Source organism: Neisseria oralis (assembly GCF_045062685.1).
Lineage (GTDB): Bacteria > Pseudomonadota > Gammaproteobacteria > Burkholderiales > Neisseriaceae > Neisseria > Neisseria oralis.
The window spans coordinates 32,525-51,658 of the sequence record NZ_JBJGEB010000005.1; the positions used below are offsets into that span (position 1 = coordinate 32,525).

Below are 19,134 nucleotides of genomic sequence, written 5' to 3' on the forward strand. Positions count from 1 at the left end.
TACGGGCATCTGGGAGCGATTCATGAAAAAGACACTTTTCGCATTGATTATCGGCGGCCTTGCCGCCGCCGCAACGGCAGCCGATACCTACGGTTACCTGATTTTCTGGCAGAATCCCGCCAACCTGAACGAGAGCGTCCAAGTCAAAACCACGCGCGAAAACGCGCCGCAGGCCGATGCGCATCAGGAAATGCGCGATTACTGCCGCAGCAAAGACATACAGGCGGGCGTGCAGCAGGACAACGAACATACCGGCTGCAAAACCATCGTGCCGCTGCACAATACCTGCGTGGCCGTTGCGTTTCCGAAAAACGACGGCAGGCTGATGCACGATACCGCCGTAGTGATGACTTCGCCGTTTTACAGAAACGCGCAACAGGCCGCGTTGAACCAGTGCATGAAGAAATACGGCACGCAGGGCAAATGCGTGGTCGAGACCGCCTACTGTACCGAAAGCGAGTATTACGGCGGTACGGTCAGAACGATGTGGAACCGCCTGAAATCCCGTTGAGGCCGAGCGGCGTCGGATTTTAATTCTTCAAAGGTGAGGCCGTCTGAAACATGATTGTTTTCAGACGGCCTCATCTTTAATGATTGCTATTCCGCAAGCCGGTTAAGATTTGCCCGTGCTGCCGAAGCCGCCTTCGCCGCGTTCGCTGGCGGCAAATTCGTCCACGACTTTAAACGAGGCTTGGACGACAGGGACAATCACCATTTGCGCGATACGTTCCATCGGCTCGATGGTGAACGCTTCTTTGCCCCTGTTCCACACGGAGACTTTGAGTTCGCCCTGATAGTCCGAGTCGATCAGTCCGACCAAGTTGCCCAAGACGATGCCGTGTTTGTGTCCCAGACCGGAACGCGGCAGCAAAACGGCGGCGTAGTCGGGATTGGCAAGGTGAACTGCCAGACCGGTCGGAACGAGATAGGTATCGCCCGGTTGCAGGGCAACGGCTTCGTCCAAACAGGCGCGCAGGTCCAGTCCGGCAGAACCCGGCGTGGCGTAGGCGGGCAGTTTGTCCGCCATTTTCGGATTGAGGATTTTCAGTTCGACTTCGGTTTGCATGGTTTTTCGTTTGTATCAATAAAAAAGCGCATTATAACAGCAGCGCTTGAGGCCGTCTGAACAATGGGGGTATGATGGGTCGGGGCGCATTTCCCGCTGGCCCGATATCGGAAAACGGAGGATAAAAATGGATTTGCACAATATCCGCGCAGATTACAGCAAGCGCGAACTGTCGGAATCGGAATGCTGTGCCGACCCGATTGTCCAGTTCGAGCAATGGCTGAACGAGGCGATTCATTCGCAAGTCAACGAGCCGACCGCCGTCAACGTGGCTTCCGTGGGCGAAGACGGCAGGCCGAACAGCCGCGTGGTGCTGCTGAAAGAAGTTAATCCGCAGGGATTTGTGTTTTTCAGCAACTACTTAAGCCGCAAAGGGCGCTCGTTTGACGCGCATCCGTTTGCCGCTATGACGTTTTTCTGGCCGGAACTGGAGCGGCAGGTGCGCGTTGAAGGACGCATCGAAAAACTGGATGCCGCCGCTTCGGACGAATATTTCGACAGCCGCCCCTACACCAGCCGCATCGGCGCATGGGCAAGCGCGCAAAGCGAAGTGTTGTCGAGCAAAGCGATGTTGGTTGCCAAAGCCGCTGCCGTAGGCGCGAAACACCCGCTGCACGTCCCGCGTCCGCCGCATTGGGGCGGCTATCTCGTCATTCCCGACCGCATCGAATTCTGGCAGGGCCGCCCCAGCCGCCTGCACGACCGCATCCAATACCGCTTGGTTGACGGCAACTGGATACGCGAGCGGCTGTCGCCTTAAACTTTCCACAGCTTCAAGCCGATAGGGTAAAATCCCGACTCCAGCAAAAGGTCGTCTGAAATATAAAAAACGTTTTAGCAAAACTCGTTTCATTCGTTTTCAGGCGACCTTTTATCCGTAACTTATCCTGCCGCTACCGCCGCAGAAGAACCGTTTTCCGCAGCGGGTTGAATTTGACTTGCCTTGTCCTGCTTCAAATTCAACCCGCTGCCATCAAACGCGTTAGGAGAACCCCATGTCCAAGCAACCCACCAGCAAACGCCAATGGCGCGACGGCGCAGCTCCGTCTGCCAAGAAAACCGCCAAACCTTTCAAAAGCAAAGCCCGTCCCAAAGACGAAACGCGGAAAACCGCTTCCAAACCTTACGGACAAAAAGTTTCAGACGACCTCAAGCCGCAAAACGCCCCCAAACAGCGTGCCGCCAAAGCCAGAAAACTCGTCGTCCGCAATCCCAACCAAAAAATCATGGAACGCGCGCGCGATTTGAAAGAGCGCCGCAGCGACCTGTCGCGCATGGAACCCGAACGCCTGCAAAAAGTGCTTGCCGCGTCCGGCGTCGGTTCGCGCCGCGAAATGGAAGAGTGGATCAACAACGGCTGGGTAACGGTCAACGGCAAAACCGCGCAACTGGGTGACAAAGTCACCCCCGACGACCACGTTACCGTCAAAGGCAGCATCATTAAGCTCAAATGGGCGGACCGCCTGCCCCGCATCATCCTGTATTACAAACAAGAAGGCGAAATCGTTTCCCGCGACGACCCGCAAGGCCGCGTCAGCATCTTCGACCGCCTGCCACAGGCCGCCAGCAGCCGCTGGGTCGCCATCGGGCGCTTGGACATCAACACCAGCGGCCTGCTTATCCTGACCACCTCCGGCGAACTCGTCCAACGTTTCGCCCACCCCAGCTTCGAAGTCGAACGCGAATACGCCGTGCGCGTGCTGGGCGGGCTGACCACCGAACAAATGCGCAGCCTCACCGAAGAAGGCGTGATGCTCGAAGACGGCTTGGCAAAAGTCGAACGCATCTACGAACAAGGCGGCGAAGGCGCAAACAAATGGTACAACGTCGTGATTAAAGAAGGCCGCAACCGCGAAGTGCGCCGCATATTCGAAAGCCAAGGCCTCACCGTCAGCCGCCTCGTGCGCGTCGGCTTCGGCCCCATCGGTCTGCCCAACCGCCTCAAACGCGGACAGTTCTACGAACTCAACCCCGCCGAAGTCGCCAACATCATCAAATGGGCGGACATGCTGCTGCCGGGCGAACGCCGGCGGCGGAAAGCCTGACCGCAAAGGCCGTCTGAAAACGGGATAAAGTTTTCAGACGGCCTTTTGCCGTTGGTTATTTTCCGCATGGGGTGCATCGCGGGGGAGGGGGGAAGGGTAGCGAACATTTGAACCGCCCGAGGCCGGGCAGCATGAAGGCGGCAGTTTTGCCGGTGCCGGTTTGCGCGGCAGCCTGAAGGTCGTGTTCGTCAATGGCAGGGATTGCCTGCGGCTATGACAGTGCGAAAGTTGATTTTACGCAAAAGTATATTGTCAGGGGATTACTATAATTTTGTAAAAAAGCGCAAACCGGTTTGCCGGTGAATGCGGGAAAAAAGGGAGAAACGCTTCCTCAAGGACATTCAACCAATAAAGCCCAAAAGGAATATATTATGAACTACCAAAATCCTTGCCGTCTGGTTCTGCCCTTAGCCGTATTGTTTGCCCTTGCCGCCTGCGGCGGTCAGGGTAGCGGGGCGCCGGAAGCGGCTTCGGGAGCTTCGGAAGCCGCCGTTCAGACGGCCTCCCCAACTGTTGCCGGAAACGCTGCTTCGAATGCGGCTTCTGCGGCCTCCGCCGCCGTTGCCGACAGCAATGCTTCACCTGAAGACCAAGAATTGCTCAAACGCGCACAGAGTATTTTCAAACCGTTGCCGAGTGCCGAAGAAATGCAGAAACTGCGCCCGTTTACCGAAGAACAGGTCAAACTCGGCCATCAATTATGGTATGAGCCGCGCCTCTCCAAAGGCAACACCGTAAGCTGCAACTCCTGCCATAACCTCGCCACCGCAGGCGTGGACAACCTGCCGACCAGCCAAGGCCATAAAGGACAGTTCGGCGGACGCAACTCCCCAACCGCTTTAAACGCCGCCTTGCTCGGCATGCAGTTCTGAGACGGCCGCGCGGCCGATGTTGAAGAACAAGCCGGTGGACCGTTGGTGAACCCTGTGGAAATGGCAAACGACTCGCAAGAAGCAGCCGCTGCCAAAATAGCCAAAATCCCCGAATATCAAGAACTGTTTAAAACCGCCTTCCCCGAAGACGGCGCAGTTTCCTTCAAAAACATCACCACCGCACTGGGCGCATTCGAACGCACCCTGTTGACGCCCACAAAATGGGACGACTACCTCAAAGGCAACGTCAACGCCCTGAACGAGCAAGAGCGCAAAGGCGTGCGCGCCTTTATGGACAACGGCTGTATCGCCTGCCACAGCGGTGTCAACCTCGGCGGCGCAACCTTCCAAAAATTCGGTTTGGTTGAAGGCCCGTACTGGAAATTCATCGAAGATCCGAAACACGACAAAGGCCGTGCCGACGTAACCAAAAAAGCCGAAGACGAATTCTTCTTCCGCGTCCCAGGCTTGCGTAACGTCGCCAAAACTTATCCATATTTTCACAACGGCAGCGTTTGGGAATTGGACAAAGCCGTTACCATCATGGGTAAAGCGCAACTGGGCAAAGACCTGTCTCCAGAGGACACCGACAACATCGTTGCCTTCCTGAAAACCCTGTCCGGCAATGTTTCCGACTCCGCCCGTACCATGCCCGAACTGCCTTTGTCTGCACCGATGGAATCCCATCCGAACAATAAATAAGCCGTAGATTTAGGGTAACGGAACCCGTTATCCTAAATTTGTGCCATACCAAACGTCGTCTGAAAAGCAAAACAACTTTTTCAGACGAAGTTTCGATTTATGGAAACGCAATATAGCTATTCCCTCGATATTCAAGCAATTCATTCCTTAAAATACCGATGTCAGCCCCGTTAAGATTTCCAATAAACCCCAATCGTGGTTTATAATCCTCCTCTAACGAAACAGGGGTGCTGCCTGATGTTCAGGCGGCTGAGAAATACCCTTTACACCCGATCGGGATAATACCTGCGTGGGGAGTTTTCACGGATTCTGTCTTTCAGACGGCCTTTTTTGATATTAAGGTCGTCTGAAAAAGCAAAACGCTCCTGTTTCTTCTTTTCAAACGAGAAAACAGGAGCATTTTTTATGACTACGCCAAAGAAAACCGCCAAAACCTCCGGCAACGAAGCGCGCGAGCTTGCCGACTTGAGCGAAGACATCGGCATCCGCTTCAAATATCCGAACTCGGAGCGCGTGTATCTGCAAGGCAGCCGCGGCGACATCCGTGTGCCTTTGCGTGAAATCCGTCAGGACGACACCTACACGGCGCAAGGTACGGAAGCCAACCCGCCGATTCCCGTCTATGACACCAGCGGCGTGTACGGCGATCCGGCGGCACACATCGACCTGAAACAAGGCCTGCCGCACGTCCGCACCGCATGGCTGGACGAACGCGGCGATACCGAAATCCTGCCCAAGCTTTCCAGCGAATACGGCATCGAACGCGCACACGATCCGCAAACCGCCCATCTGCGTTTCAACCAAATCACCCGCCCGCGCCGCGCCAAAAGCGGCAGCAACGTAACCCAGCTTCACTATGCGCGCCGCGGCATCATCACGCCCGAAATGGAGTTTGCCGCCATACGCGAACGCATGAAGCTGGACGAACTTTTCAGACGACCCGAATACGCCAAGCTCTTGAAACAACACGCAGGACAAAGTTTCGGCGCGAACATCCCGACCCACCCCGACCAAATCACCCCCGAATTCGTGCGCCGAGAAATCGCCGCGGGACGCGCAATCATCCCCGCCAACATCAACCACCCCGAACTCGAACCGATGATTATCGGCCGCAACTTCCGCGTCAAAATCAACGGCAACTTAGGCAATTCCGCCGTAACCTCCAGCCTGACCGAAGAAGTCGAAAAAATGGTGTGGTCGCTGCGTTGGGGCGCGGACACGATTATGGATTTGTCCACCGGCGCGCACATCCACGAAACGCGCGAATGGATTATCCGCAACGCGCCCGTCCCCATCGGCACGGTGCCCATCTATCAGGCTTTGGAAAAAACCGGCGGCATCGCCGAAGACCTGACTTGGGATTTGTTCCGCGACACCTTAATCGAGCAGGCGGAACAAGGTGTGGACTATTTCACCATACACGCGGGCGTGTTGCTGCGTTATGTGCCGATGACCGCCAACCGCCTCACCGGCATCGTATCGCGCGGCGGCTCCATCATGGCGAAATGGTGCCTCGCTCACCATCGGGAAAACTTCCTCTACACGCATTTCGACGAAATCTGCGAAATCATGAAAGCCTACGACGTCTCGTTCAGCCTCGGCGACGGCCTGCGCCCCGGCTGCATTGCCGATGCCAACGACGAATCCCAATTCGCCGAACTGCACACCTTGGGCGAATTGACCGCCAAAGCGTGGAAACACGACGTACAAGTGATGATCGAAGGTCCCGGCCATGTGCCGCTGCAACGCGTCAAAGAAAACATGACTGAAGAGCTGCAACACTGCTTTGAAGCGCCTTTCTACACACTCGGCCCACTCGTTACCGACATCGCCCCCAGCTACGACCACATCACCTCGGGCATAGGCGCGACCAATATCGGCTGGTACGGCACAGCCATGCTCTGCTACGTTACCCCGAAAGAGCATCTCGGCCTGCCCGACAAAGAAGATGTGCGCACCGGCATCATTACCTACAAACTCGCCGCCCACGCCGCCGACCTCGCCAAAGGCTGGCCGGGTGCGCAGTTGCGCGACAATGCCCTGAGCAAGGCGCGTTTCGAGTTCCGCTGGCGCGACCAATTCCGCCTTAGCCTCGACCCCGAACGCGCCGAGAGCTTCCACGACGAAACCCTGCCCGCCGAAGGCGCGAAAATCGCCCACTTCTGCTCAATGTGCGGCCCTAAATTCTGCTCGATGAAAATCACGCAGGAAGTGCGCGACTACGCCGACAAGCAAAAAGCCCAACGGCAGGGCATGGAGGAAAAAGCGGTCGAGTTTGTGAAGAAAGGGGCTGAGATTTACAGTTGATAAAAAGGCCGTCTGAAAAGTTTTCAGACGACCTTGGCTGTTCGCGATACCGGGCCTATTTTTCCGCTTTCAACACCCGTTGACGGCGCGTTTCGCTCAATACCATGCCCGCGCTGACGGAGACGTTCATGCTTTCGACCGTGCCGAACATGGGTATCGACACCAGCATGTCGCAATGTTCGCGCGTCAGGCGGCGCATGCCTTCGCCTTCGTTGCCCATCACCCATGCCGCGCTGTCGGGCAGGTCGCAATGGTAGAGGTCGGCATCGCCGCCCATGTCGGTGCCGATGATCCAGATGCCGTATTCTTTCAGCTCGCGCAGGGTGCGGGCGAGGTTGGTTACGGTGATGTAGGGGACGGTTTCCGCCGCGCCGCAGGCGACTTTGCTGACGGTGGCGTTCAGCCCTGCGCTTTTGTCTTTCGGTGCGATGACGGCGTGTACGCCCATTGCGTCGGCGGTTCGCAGGCACGCGCCGAGGTTATGCGGATCGGTGATGCCGTCGAGTATCAGCAGCAACGGCGGTTCGCTCAGGTTTTCCAATACGTCTTCGAGGTGGACGTGGTTTTTGGAAGCGTCGATAAACCCGACCACGCCCTGATGCCGGGCGCCTTTGCTGATGGCGTTGAGGCGGTCGGCGTCGGCGAAGTGTACGCGCACGTTTTCGTTTACCGCTTTCTCCAGTACATCACGCGTGCGGGCATCGTTTTTGCCTTCTTGAACATAGAGTTCGGTAATCGATTTCGGGTTTTGCCACAGGCGGGCGTTGACGGCGTGGAAGCCGTAGATGAGTCTTTGGTTTGCCATGATTTTGCTTTCGGGGTTTCAGACGGCCTTTGTCGGCGGAGGCCGTCTGAAAAAAGGGTTTATTGCAACAGGTAGCCGAACAGCCCTGATGCGGCCACGCCGATTAATACCGTCGGCAGCATCGACAGGCGGCTGGCGGCCAGTACGGTCAGGGCGATGGCGATCAGTTCGTGCGGTTTGTCGGAAACGAAATACGGGGCGATGACCGAAATCAGCACGCAGCCCGGCGCGGCTTCCATTACCGCCGCCGCGCGTTTGCTCAGAGTGCGGTTGCGCAGGGCGAAGAAACCGGCGAGGCGGGTGGAATAGGTAACGGCCAGCATACTCAGGAAAACCAGCATCGAGTCCGACGAAATCAGCGGAGTCATTTCTGTCCTCCTTGGAAGTAGGCGGTCATCAGCCCGGCCAGCGCACCGGCGGGGACATACCATGCGCCTTCGGTCGAGAGATAGGTCATCGCCGCCACAATCAGGCTGACAAACCAAGGGCGTGCCGCCGTAAAGCTTTTCCACATACCCCGCAGCAGCACCAAAAACACGGCGGGAAACGCCATGCCGAAGCCCCATGCCGCCACATCGCCGAACATCGGACCGACCGCCGCGCCGACGGCGGCGAAACTTATCCAAGTGGTGTAGAGGATGAAACACACGCCCGCGTAATAGGGCATATTGAACGCAGGCAGCCCCAGCGGTTTGCGTTTCTGCGCTTCGGCCAGCCCCATCGCCCAGCTTTCGTCGCACATGAAAAACAGTGCGGGCAGGGCTTTTTTCAGCGGCACACCTTTCAGGTAGGGCGCAAGGGCGGCCCCCATCAGGATATGGCGCGAATTAATCATGAAGGTAACGGTGGCGATGAGCAGTATCGGCAGCGGGTTTGCCCACAAATTGACCGTTGCGAATTCCGAGCCGCCGGCAAAGTTCATGCCCGTCATCAGCAGCATTTCCAGCCAGTTCATCCCTTTCTGCCCGCCTTGTACGCCGAGTATCAGCGCCCACGGCAGCAGGCCGATAAGCATGGGCGAACATTCTTTGATGCCGCGCAGGAATTCGGATTGGGGAGATGCGGGGGAGGCCATCTGAAACCGTTTTGAAATAAATGAAGAGCGGTATTATACACGATACGCATTTGCCGTTTTCAGACGGCCTCATTGAAATATAGTTCTTTAGTATTAGTTAAAAATGACCATCATCGAACGGTATGCGATGTGTTACAAACGAAATCCCGTTTAATGTCAGAAAACCGGAAAGAACAACATGAAAATCCGCTACACCGCATTGCTGCTGACTTTGGCCGCAGGCAGCGTTTCCGCCGCCGAAATCACCGTGTCCGCCGCCGCCAGTCTGAAAGAGGCATTTGCCGACATCGCCGCCAAATACGAAAAACAGTATCCGCAAAGCAAAGTCAAACTGAATACCGCCGGTTCGGGCGCATTGCTGCAACAGGCGTTGCAGGGCGCACCGGTGGACGTGCTGGCCTTTGCCGACCAGGAAACCATGAATCAGGCGCAGGTTAAAGGCGTTATCGATAAAGCCACCCGCAAATCGTTCGCGCTCAACTCGCTGGTTATCGCCGCGCCCAAAGACAGCAAATTGACGGTCGGCCGACTGAGCGATTTGGAAGGCTACCGGTTCGACCGCATCGCCATCAGCAATCCCGCCAGCGTGCCCGTCGGCCGTTATTCCAAGGCCGCTTTGGAGAAAGCGGGAATTTGGGACAATATCCGGTCTAAAGTCATCACCACGCAAAACGTGCGCCAGTCGCTGGATTATGTCGCACGCGGCGAAGTGGATGCTGGTTTCGTCTACAACACCGATGCGATGCTGATGAAGGATAAGGTGAAAGTGCTGAAAACCGTGCCGACGCAGGAGCCGGTGTCTTATCCGATTGCCGTTGCTGCTTCCGGTCCGCAGAAGGTGGAGGCAAAACGCTTCGTGCAATATGTGCTGTCGGCTCAGGGGCAGGGCGTGTTGAACAAATACGGATTTAAAAAACCTTGAAAAAAGAAATTTGAGGCCGTCTGAAACGCATTTTTCGTTTTCAGACGGCCTCAGGTTTGCTAGAAAGCGTCATCCGCGCTTTCGGCAGTTTCGTAATACTCACTATCCCCGATATTAATAAAGAATACCAAATGAACGAATCGTTAATCACGACCCTGCTGCTTTCGCTGAAAATCGCAGGCATGGCTACTTTGTTGAACTTCGTGTTCGGTACGGCGGCGGGTTTCGTGCTGGCGCGCGGGCGTTTTGTCGGACGCGGGCTGCTGGATACGCTGCTGATGCTGCCGATGGTGCTGCCGCCGACGGTGATGGGCTACTATCTGCTGGTGGTGTTCGGCCGCAACGGTACCGTCGGCGCATGGCTGAAAGACAATTTCGGCATCAATCTGATCTTCACTTGGCAGGGGGCGGTTATTGCGGCGGCGGCAGTTACGTTTCCGCTGGTGTTCAAGCCCGCGCGGGCGGCGTTTGAAGAGGTCAGCCCGCAGTTGGAGCAGGCGGCACGCGTGCTGGGGTTGAACGAATGGGCGGTATTTTTCCGCGTCAGCCTGCCGTTGGCGTGGCGCGGCATTTTGGCGGGCGTGCTGCTGGCGTTTGCCCGTTCGCTGGGCGAATTCGGCGCGACGCTGATGATTGCCGGCAGTATTCCGGGTAAGACGCAAACCCTGTCGGTGGCGATTTACGAAGCGGTGCAGGCCGGAGACGATGCGTTGGCCAACGGGCTGGTGGTGTTGGTTTCCGCCGTCTGCATAGCCGTTTTGCTGTCGACCGGCCGTCTGATGCGTTCCCGAGGGGAGAGGAACCATGCTGTTTGATATTGTGCTGCACAAAAAACTGCCGTCGTTCGGATTGGACATCGTGTTGCGGTCTGATGCGCGGCGGCTGGCCGTCGTCGGGCCGTCCGGTTCGGGGAAAAGTCTGACCCTGCAACTGCTGGCGGGGCTGCTCAAGCCCGACGGCGGGCATATCCGCGTCAACGGCGGGACATGGTTCGACGAACGGATTAACCTGCCCGTGCAGAAACGCAGGGTCGGCCTGCTGTTTCAGGATTACGCCCTGTTTCCGCACCTGACCGTGGCGCAGAACATCGATTTCGGATTGGCGCGCGGGCTGTCCAATCCGTCGAAGAGGCCGTCTGAAAAAGCCCGCTACTGGCTGGAAATGCTCAGACTGGAACGGGTGGCCGGCCATTATCCGCAACAGATTTCCGGCGGGCAAAAACAGCGTACCGCTTTGGCGCGGGCCTTGATTACCGAGCCGGAGCTGCTGCTGCTGGACGAGCCTTTTTCTGCGTTGGACGCCGATTTGCGCACGTATACGCGCAACGAAGTGTTGCAGATTCAGCAGGTAAGCGGTATCCCGATGATTCTGATTACCCACGACAAGGCGGATGCCGAAGTGCTGGCGGACGAAGTATGGACGATGGAGGCGGGCAGGCTGGCAGCGGCAGGAATAAATGCGGGTTAGTGCGGATTAGCGGCTATACAAGCCTTGAGGCCGTCTGAAAACTTTTTCAGACGGCCTCAAGGCTTGTTACGGATGGGGAAATATCAGAGCGGTTTTTTCTGCCGCCTGATTAAATCAGTTCCAAATCCGGCCCCGCATTCTGGGCGCGGCGGCTGCGCAGTTGGATGTCGAGCCGCAGGTCGTGGGCAGAGTCGGCGTTTTTCAGCGCGTCTTGGAAACTGATGTCGCCGCGCTCGTACAGATCGTACAATGCCTGGTCGAAAGTCTGCATACCCATTGCGGTGGATTTTTTCATCTGTTCCTTGATTTCATGGATGCGGCCTTCGTGAACCAGCTCGGCGACCAGCGGGGAGTTGAGCAGCACTTCCACCGCCGCCACGCGGCCGCGGCCGCCTTCGCGCGGAACGAGGCGCTGCGAGATGAAGGCTTGCAGGTTGAGCGACAAGTCGGTCAGGAGCTGGGTGCGGCGTTCTTCGGGGAAGAAGTTGATGATGCGGTCGAGCGCCTGGTTGGTGCTGTTGGCGTGCAGCGTCGCCATACACAAATGGCCGGTTTCGGCAAAGGCGATGGCGTAATCCATGGTTTCGCGGTCGCGGATCTCGCCGATAAGAATCACGTCGGGCGCCTGGCGCAGGGTGTTTTTCAGCGCGGCCATCCAGCTTTCGGTGTCGACGCCGACTTCGCGCTGGGTGATGATGCAGTTTTTGTGCTGGTGAACGAACTCAATCGGGTCTTCGATGGTGATGATGTGGTCGAAAGTGTTTTCGTTGCGGTAGTCGATGAGCGAAGCCAGGGAGGTGGACTTGCCCGAACCCGTACCGCCGACGAAGATGACCAAACCGCGTTTTTTCAAAGCAATTTCTTTCAACACGGGCGGCAGGTTCAGGCTTTCGAATTTCGGGATGTTGCTGGTGATGGCGCGGAACACTAGGGCGGTTGCGCCGCGCTGTACCATGGCGTTGACGCGGAAACGGCTGGTGTCGGGCAGGCTGATGGCGAAGTTGCATTCGTTGGTGCTGGAGAACTCTTCGATTTGTTTGGTGGTCATAATCGAAAAGGCGATTTCCATACATTTTTCGGCGGTCAGCGGCTCGTCGGTCAGGCGGGTGATTTTGCCGTCCACTTTCATGGCCGGCGGGAAATTGGTGGTGATGAAAAGGTCGGAACCTTTAAATTTGTTCATGTGGCGCAGCCAGGTATAGAGATCGTCTTTGGCGTTGCGGGGTGTGTTTTCCATCATGATAGTCTCCAAGCATATGTAAGTCGTATTTTTCCGGCGGCAATTATAGCAAAATAAGGCGGCGGCGCGGCCTGCACGGGTAATTAAATTTGTCGGTATAATATTTGCGGAAATTTTAACGACCGGATAGGGACGAGGACAATGTCTGAACAAACAATCGCCGTAATCGGCGCCATGGAACAGGAAATCGCGCTTCTGCGCGCCCGTATGGAAGAAGTGCATACCCTGAGCTTCGGCAGCTTTACCGCCTGCGCGGGACGGTATGCGGGCAAACGCATGGTGCTGGCGTTGAGCGGTATCGGCAAAGTCAATGCGGCGGTTGCGACGGCATGGGTGGTGCATCAGTTCAATCCTGACTGCGTCATCAACACCGGCAGCGCGGGCGGTTTGGGCAAAGGGCTGAAGGTCGGCGACGTGGTTATCGGCGATAAAGCGGCGCATCACGATGTCGACGTAACCGCGTTCGGTTACGAATGGGGGCAGGTCCCGCGCCTGCCGGCAGTGTTTGACGCGGACGAAAGGCTGGTGGGCGCGGCGGAGCAGGCCGCAAGCGTGTTTGAAGGCGCATCGGCCAGGCGCGGCCTGATTGCCAGCGGCGACCAATTTGTCCACAGCAGCGGGCGGGTAGAGGAAATCCGCAGCCGTTTCCCCGACATACAGGCGGTGGAAATGGAAGCGGCGGCCATTGCGCAGACCTGTACGCAGCTCGGCGTGCCGTTTGTGGTGATTCGCGCGGTTTCCGATTCGGCCGACGAGAAAGCCGACGTCAGTTTCGATGAATTTTTAAAAACCGCGGCAGTACATTCCGCAGAAATGGTTTTGAAAATGATGGAGCGGCTCTGAACTGTGCGCTTTTGCGGCGGACTGCGGCATGACTGATGGAAATTTCATGCGTAAGCAGTGAATTTCCGCTAAAATACCCGACTATTTGTTTTTGTTCGAGGCCGTCTGAACGCCTACCGCGTTTTTCAGACGGCCTTTCGAAACACATACTGTTTTTTCAATTCTACGATATGAAAAATATACGGAATTTCTCCATCATTGCCCACATCGACCACGGCAAATCGACGCTTGCCGACCGCTTCATCCAATACTGCGGCGGCTTGGATTTGCGCGAAATGAGTACGCAGGTGCTCGACTCCATGGACATCGAAAAAGAGCGCGGCATCACCATCAAAGCGCAAACCGCCGCGCTCAACTACAAAGCACGCGACGGGCAGGTGTATCAACTCAACCTGATTGACACGCCGGGACACGTCGACTTCTCTTACGAAGTTTCCCGCTCGCTGTCCGCCTGCGAAGGCGCGCTCTTGGTCGTTGACGCATCGCAAGGCGTGGAAGCGCAAACCGTGGCGAACTGCTACACCGCGATTGATTTGGGCGTGGAAGTCGTGCCTGTCTTGAACAAAATCGACCTGCCCGCCGCCGACCCCGAGCGCGTGGAACAGGAAATCGAAGACATCATCGGCATCGATGCCGTCGGTGCGGTGCAATGTTCCGCCAAAAGTGGCATCGGCGTGGAAGACGTTTTGGAAGAAATCGTTGCCAAAATCCCCGCGCCGACCGGCGAAGAAAACGCGCCGCTGCAAGCCGTTATCGTCGATTCGTGGTTTGACAACTACGTCGGCGTGGTCATGTTGATTCGTGTGAAAAACGGCACCATCAAGCTGAAAGACAAAGTGCGCTTTATGAGCACCAAGGCGGAAACTCAGGTCGAACAGCTGGGCGTATTCACACCGAAATCGGTTCAAAAACAAGAACTCAAAGCCGGCGAAGTGGGCTTTTTGATTACCGGTGTGAAAGAATTGGGACAGGCAAAAGTCGGCGACACGGTTACTTTGGTTGCCAACCCTGCTTCTGAGCCGCTGCCCGGCTTCCAAGAAGTACAAAGCCAAGTATTCGCGGGCCTCTACCCCGTGGAAAGCCACGACTACGAAGCTCTACGCGACGCTTTGGAAAAATTGCAGCTTAACGATGCTTCGTTGAAATTCGAGCCTGAAGTTTCTCAAGCATTAGGCTTTGGCTTCCGTTGCGGCTTCTTAGGCCTGCTACACTTGGAAATCGTTCAGGAACGCTTGGAGCGTGAGTTCGACATGGATTTGATTACCACCGCGCCGACGGTGGTTTACGAAGTCGTGTTGAAGAGCGGCGAAAAAATCGAAGTTGAAAACCCGTCCAAACTGCCTGACATCGGCAGCATCGAAACCATTCTCGAGCCGATTATCACCGCGACCATCCTCGTGCCGCAGGAATACGTCGGCAATGTCATGACTTTGTGTAACCAAAAGCGCGGCGTGCAGGTCAATATGCAGTACATGGGCCGTCAAGTCATGCTGACTTACGACTTGCCCATGAACGAAGTCGTGATGGACTTTTTCGACAAACTCAAATCCACTTCACGCGGCTATGCCTCGCTGGACTACCATTTCAAAGAGTTCCAACCGTCTGATTTGATTAAGCTCGACATCATGGTCAACGGCGAAAAAGTCGATGCACTGAGCCTGATTGTGCACCGTCAAAGCGCCGTTCACCGAGGCCGCGAGCTGGCATCGAAAATGCGCGAACTGATTCCGCGCCAAATGTTCGACATCGCTGTCCAAGCTGCCATCGGCAGCCAGATTATCGCCCGCGAAAACGTCAAAGCCCTGCGTAAAAACGTCTTGGCGAAATGTTACGGCGGCGATATTACCCGTAAGAAAAAACTTCTCGAAAAACAAAAAGCAGGCAAACGCCGCATGAAACAAGTGGGCAATGTGGAAATCCCGCAAAGCGCATTCTTGGCGATTCTGCAAGTGAGTGATAAATAATGAGTACAAATCTTTTATATGCCGCCATAGCCGCCATAGCCGTCGGTTTCGTCATGTTCTTGTTCAGTAGTAAAGAACGCGGGGAAAACGGAGAATGGAGCAGTGCCCTGCAATGGGGTTATCTGTTGATTATGGTCGGGATTTTCGGCGTATTGTCTTTCAATATGAGCTTTACCGCCGTGTTGCTGGTGTTCGTCGCCTTTACCGGAATCATATGGATTATCCACAAATTCCGTTTAAGCAGGGACCCGTCGCACAAAGACCGCGGCCATTTTACCGACTATATGAGCGGCTTCTTTCCGATTATCCTGTTTGTGTTTGTATTGCGTACATTTGTGGCCGAACCGTTCCAGATTCCGTCAAGCTCGATGCGGCCCGGATTGGTGGTTGGCGATTTCATCCTTGTGAACAAATTCGCCTACGGCATCCGTAAGCCGATAATTAACGATGTGTTGGTGGAAACCGGAAAAATCCAGCGCGGCGACGTGGTGGTGTTCAACTACCCCGAAGATACATCTGTCAACTACATCAAACGTGCGGTCGGCTTGCCGGGCGATGTCGTCGAGTATAAAAACAAAGTGTTGAGCGTCAACGGGCAGGTAATGGCAGATAAGGCCGACGGCAAGGAAACTTATACCGAAAACACCCGCCAATACGGCGTGATGGACATCGAAGCCAACGCGTACCGCGAAAATATCGGCGACCACAGCTTCCGCGTACTGAAAATGGCCGGACAACCGAGCTTTATCCCGCAGGCCGTGCGCGCTTCGTTTCCGTTCCGCGATAATTGCGAATACGCTGAAGACGGTTCGTCGTTCAAATGTATCGTGCCCAAAGGCTATTACTTTATGATGGGCGATAACCGCGACAACAGCGAAGATTCCCGCTATTGGGGCTTTGTCGACGACCAACTGATTGTCGGCAAGGCGTTCTTTATCTGGATGAACTTCCGCGACAAATCCCGCATCGGCAAGAGTATCCAGTAAGCTGCCGTAGGAATCCGCCTGTTTTGTCATGAACGGCCTTATACACAAAATCATCCTGACCGCTGCGCTTTCTACGGCAGCGGTTTCTGTTTGCGCCCGTACCGCTTATACCGCAGGCCGTCTGAAAAACGGGCTGGCCTACCATATTCTGACGGTACCGTCAGCAGGACGGTATATCGATGTGCAGATGCAGGTCGGTGCGGGTGCCGCCGATGAAAACGGTATCGAAGAAATCGGTACGGCGCATATGGTCGAGCATATGGTTTTCCGGAGTGCGCCCGATTTCCCCGACGGTGTGGGGAATGCGTTGGTTGCAGCGGGATGGAGGCGCGGCGCGGAGTTTAATGCGTTGACCGGCCATGAGCGCACACTTTACCTGTTCCGTTCCGACAAGGGCAGGGCAGGTTTGGAACAAGCCTTGTGGGCTTTGTCGGCCATGATGTCGCCACATGTTTTTTCTACCGAAGACTGGCGTCAGGAAAAGCAGATTATCGAAGCAGAATGGCGTAACGGGTTGGGTGCGGCAGGGCGGATGAACCGCTGGCGGACGGAAGTTTTGCGCAGCGGCAGCCGTCAGGCGCGGTTTGCGGTTATCGGTACGCTGGAAAGCATCCGCAACACGCCGCCGCAAGTACTGGAAGCCTTCCACCGGCGCTGGTATGTGCCGGAAAATATGCGGTTGGTGGTATCGGGCCGCATTTCGTCTGACGAGGCTGTGCCGTTGTTGGAAAAATATTTCGGCGGTTTGCGGCAGGGCGGTTTGCCCGAGCGCGGCGGCAGCTATTACGAACCTGTTTTGCGGCAGGGCTGGCATGTCGCCGAAACCCGAGAAGGCGGCAGTTTTATTTCGGTCCTGTTCCGTTTTGACGACAGCCTTTCGCGCAGTGATGACGATGATGGCGAGCGGGAACAGAATATCGATCGTATCGCCCTGCATATTTTGACGCAGCGTGCAGACAAAAGGCAGCAGGGTCGGCCCGAAATCGGAGACAGGATAACCGTACGCAAAGCAAGTATCGGCAGGCATACCTCGGCCGTAGGATTTGCAACGGCAGTTGCAGCCTCCGGCGGCCATCGTGCGGGTTTGGCCGCCATACTGGAATTACGCGAACGAATTTTGAGAAAACCGGTTACGCCTCTTGAATTTGAAACCGGTGTGGCGGCTGTGCGGGACGAGGCGGCGCGGGCGAAGCGGGAAACCGGCTTGCCGGACGGATTTGAGCAGGCCGTGCAAACCGTTACCGAGGCCGTTTTTGCCGGTAAACCCGTCCGCACTCCGGCGCAAAAGGCAGAAGCCGCCGAAGCGGCTTTGCGGCGGATTGGTCCCGAAGATATTAGCCGGCGGCTGCGGCAATGGCTGGAGGCGGACGACAAACTCGTACAGGTTCAATCCCCTGATTCCGATGGCGTTAAAGACTTGCCGAGGCCGTCTGAAATAGCCGCGCTGGCGGAAAAATTGCGGGCCGCCGAATTGCCCGAATTGCCAACCGATACGGCGGACGGCGGTTTTACCATGCGGCCGGAAGGCGGCGCCATCGTTGCGGAACAGCATGAACGCCGTCTAAAAATCACGCGCTGGAAGCTGCAAAACGGTGATACGGTCGTTGTGCAAAACCATCCTGCCGCCGACGGCAAAACGTATATTAGGATTTTGGGCGAAACAGGATTCATGGGGGCGGGCAGTCATCCGCGTTTGGCACGGACGGCGCAGAAAACAGTCTGGCAGTCCGCCCCGCAGGGGTTTACACCTGTGCAGTTGCGTTCGTGGATGCAGCGGCACCGGATAACCCTGAACATGACTTTGCAGGCGGACGGCAGCAAAATCGCCGGCAGCGCGCCCGATGAGGAAACCGAATCCCTGTTGCGCCTGTATCACGCCTATGCGGTGTCGCCGCAGGTTGGAGCGGCGGAAAGTACGTTGTTGCAACGCGTCCGCGCGGAAGAAGCCGCGGACGGAGCCGCAAAGGAACGCGCGGCCGAGGAAATCCGGTTCGGCAGAATAGGCGAACCCGTACCGGTTGGAGCCGAGGCGGTCGGCAAACCGCAGTTTCTGGCGCAGTGGCGGAATATTATTCAGGCTCCCGCCGCCGTTTATATTCTGACCGGCCAATCCGCCGCACGGTTGAAACCGCTGGTCGGGCAATATCTTGCAGGGATTCCCCGCAGGCCGTCTGAAAATGCCGCGCCGCGTCTGCCTTTGTCCGGCAGCAAGATGGAACGCAGGGCAATCCATTCCGAAGCGCGCAGCGACGTATCCGCCTGGACGTTCGCCTCCCGCCGGTGGAATCCGCAAACTGCCGTGCAGATTAAACTGCTGCGTATTTTGGCGGGGGAGCGGTTAAAAACCGAGCTGCGCGACAAGGCGGCAGGCATATACAGCCTGAAATTCGAGGCTGTACTGAACCCTACCCGCAACCGTGTAGAAAGCGAGCTGCATTTCACCGCCGCGCCCGACAAGGCCGCAATCCTGCTCAGGCTCGGAGAAGAAACACTGGCGGCACTGCCCGATACCTTGACCGAACAGCAGCTTGTTCCCTTGCGCCGCCGCTTTATCGAACAAGAAACAGGCCGTCTGAAAAATCCGGAAGCGCAGCTTGAACGCCTGATAGAACGCGAACGGTATCCCGCCGACGCAGACTCATTGGCCGGAATACTGACGCTGGAAAAATTGCGGGAGGCTGCCAAGCTGTTGTGGCCGTCTGAAAACCGCAGGGTGCTGATTGCCGACCCGAAGGAGTAGGGAGCTTTTAAAATGGCAAACCGTATGAAAGGCCGTCTGAAACACCGTTTCAGACGGCCTTTCATAAAGTGTTACAATAACGGATTACCTTTATTTTTCA

The 19,134-nt window shown here is 56.3% G+C and carries 16 protein-coding genes, 2 pseudogenes and 1 riboswitch; of the genes and pseudogenes, 12 read left to right on the forward strand and 6 right to left on the reverse strand.

The annotated features are described in order from the left end of the window. Positions 1-22: 22 nt before the first annotated feature. Entirely contained in the window at positions 23-511 is a 489-nt protein-coding gene (locus tag ACI43T_RS05960) for a DUF4189 domain-containing protein (RefSeq protein WP_009173092.1), read from the forward strand. Positions 512-613: 102 nt separating this feature from the next. On the opposite strand, the gene dut is transcribed toward ACI43T_RS05960, so the two are convergent. After that, positions 614-1,066 (reverse strand): dUTP diphosphatase, encoded by a 453-nt coding sequence (gene dut, locus ACI43T_RS05965; protein WP_405385887.1) that lies wholly within the window; start codon positions 1,064-1,066, stop codon positions 614-616. Positions 1,067-1,193: 127 nt separating this feature from the next. Between dut and pdxH the strand changes: the two genes are divergently transcribed. After that, on the forward strand, positions 1,194-1,826 hold the full coding sequence (gene pdxH, locus ACI43T_RS05970; RefSeq protein WP_405385889.1) for a pyridoxamine 5'-phosphate oxidase: 633 nt from the start codon (positions 1,194-1,196) through the stop codon (positions 1,824-1,826). 235 nt (positions 1,827-2,061) lie between these two features. Continuing rightward, a complete protein-coding gene (locus ACI43T_RS05975) occupies positions 2,062-3,111 on the forward strand; it encodes a pseudouridine synthase (RefSeq protein ID WP_405385891.1) in 1,050 nt (349 codons plus the stop codon). 56 nt (positions 3,112-3,167) lie between these two features. On the opposite strand, the pseudogene ACI43T_RS05980 reads toward ACI43T_RS05975, so the two are convergent. Next, a pseudogene (locus ACI43T_RS05980) lies at positions 3,168-3,316 on the reverse strand (DEAD/DEAH box helicase); the annotation flags it as partial. Between the two features lie 166 nt (positions 3,317-3,482). On the opposite strand from ACI43T_RS05980, the pseudogene ACI43T_RS05985 reads away from it, so the two are divergent. Then, positions 3,483-4,685: pseudogene (locus tag ACI43T_RS05985) on the forward strand (cytochrome-c peroxidase). A 213-nt stretch (positions 4,686-4,898) separates the two neighbouring features. Then, a riboswitch (TPP riboswitch) is annotated at positions 4,899-4,998 on the forward strand. 92 nt (positions 4,999-5,090) lie between these two features. Next, positions 5,091-6,992 carry a phosphomethylpyrimidine synthase ThiC gene (gene thiC / locus ACI43T_RS05990; RefSeq protein WP_405385893.1) on the forward strand — a complete coding sequence of 634 codons (1,902 nt, stop codon included), beginning with the start codon at positions 5,091-5,093 and terminating at the stop codon, positions 6,990-6,992. 55 nt (positions 6,993-7,047) lie between these two features. Here the strand turns inward: thiC and rlmB are convergent, their stop codons facing one another. The 3 genes from rlmB to ACI43T_RS06005 are packed head-to-tail and all read right to left on the reverse strand — an operon-like array spanning position 7,048 to position 8,872. Then, positions 7,048-7,797 (reverse strand): 23S rRNA (guanosine(2251)-2'-O)-methyltransferase RlmB, encoded by a 750-nt coding sequence (gene rlmB, locus ACI43T_RS05995; protein ID WP_405385895.1) that lies wholly within the window; start codon positions 7,795-7,797, stop codon positions 7,048-7,050. A 59-nt stretch (positions 7,798-7,856) separates the two neighbouring features. Then, the gene (locus ACI43T_RS06000; RefSeq protein ID WP_039850317.1) at positions 7,857-8,165 is read right to left on the reverse strand and encodes an AzlD family protein; all 309 of its coding nucleotides are present in this window, start codon (positions 8,163-8,165) and stop codon (positions 7,857-7,859) included. Beyond that, the gene (locus ACI43T_RS06005) at positions 8,162-8,872 is read right to left on the reverse strand and encodes an AzlC family ABC transporter permease (RefSeq protein ID WP_405385897.1); all 711 of its coding nucleotides are present in this window, start codon (positions 8,870-8,872) and stop codon (positions 8,162-8,164) included. Before ACI43T_RS06005 ends, ACI43T_RS06000 begins: the two co-directional genes overlap by 4 nt. Before the next feature lie 178 nt (positions 8,873-9,050). Here ACI43T_RS06005 and modA point away from each other — a divergent pair, with 178 nt between their 5' ends. The 3 genes from modA (at position 9,051) to ACI43T_RS06020 (ending at position 11,261) form a co-directional block, all read left to right on the forward strand. Continuing rightward, entirely contained in the window at positions 9,051-9,794 is a 744-nt protein-coding gene (gene modA / locus ACI43T_RS06010) for a molybdate ABC transporter substrate-binding protein (RefSeq protein WP_405385899.1), read from the forward strand. 131 nt (positions 9,795-9,925) lie between these two features. Continuing rightward, positions 9,926-10,609 (forward strand): molybdate ABC transporter permease subunit, encoded by a 684-nt coding sequence (gene modB, locus ACI43T_RS06015; protein ID WP_377079883.1) that lies wholly within the window; start codon positions 9,926-9,928, stop codon positions 10,607-10,609. After that, a complete protein-coding gene (locus ACI43T_RS06020) occupies positions 10,599-11,261 on the forward strand; it encodes an ATP-binding cassette domain-containing protein (RefSeq protein ID WP_405385902.1) in 663 nt (220 codons plus the stop codon). Before modB ends, ACI43T_RS06020 begins: the two co-directional genes overlap by 11 nt. Positions 11,262-11,370: 109 nt before the next feature. Here the strand turns inward: ACI43T_RS06020 and ACI43T_RS06025 are convergent, their stop codons facing one another. Continuing rightward, positions 11,371-12,498: a PilT/PilU family type 4a pilus ATPase gene (locus ACI43T_RS06025; protein WP_377079903.1), complete on the reverse strand. Its 1,128-nt coding sequence runs from the start codon at positions 12,496-12,498 to the stop codon at positions 11,371-11,373. A 144-nt stretch (positions 12,499-12,642) separates the two neighbouring features. Here ACI43T_RS06025 and mtnN point away from each other — a divergent pair, with 144 nt between their 5' ends. The 4 genes from mtnN to ACI43T_RS06045 all read left to right on the forward strand — a co-directional run bounded on the left by mtnN (position 12,643) and on the right by ACI43T_RS06045 (position 19,034). Next, positions 12,643-13,344 (forward strand): 5'-methylthioadenosine/S-adenosylhomocysteine nucleosidase, encoded by a 702-nt coding sequence (gene mtnN / locus ACI43T_RS06030; protein WP_377079879.1) that lies wholly within the window; start codon positions 12,643-12,645, stop codon positions 13,342-13,344. Between the two features lie 170 nt (positions 13,345-13,514). Continuing rightward, a complete protein-coding gene (gene lepA / locus ACI43T_RS06035; RefSeq protein WP_377079877.1) occupies positions 13,515-15,308 on the forward strand; it encodes a translation elongation factor 4 in 1,794 nt (597 codons plus the stop codon). Continuing rightward, on the forward strand, positions 15,308-16,294 hold the full coding sequence (lepB, locus tag ACI43T_RS06040; RefSeq protein ID WP_009173103.1) for a signal peptidase I: 987 nt from the start codon (positions 15,308-15,310) through the stop codon (positions 16,292-16,294). The genes lepA and lepB overlap by 1 nt, the downstream gene beginning before the upstream one ends. 28 nt (positions 16,295-16,322) lie before the next feature. After that, positions 16,323-19,034, forward strand: a complete 2,712-nt coding sequence (locus tag ACI43T_RS06045) for a M16 family metallopeptidase (protein WP_405385905.1) — start codon at positions 16,323-16,325, stop codon at positions 19,032-19,034. Positions 19,035-19,134 lie beyond the last annotated feature (100 nt).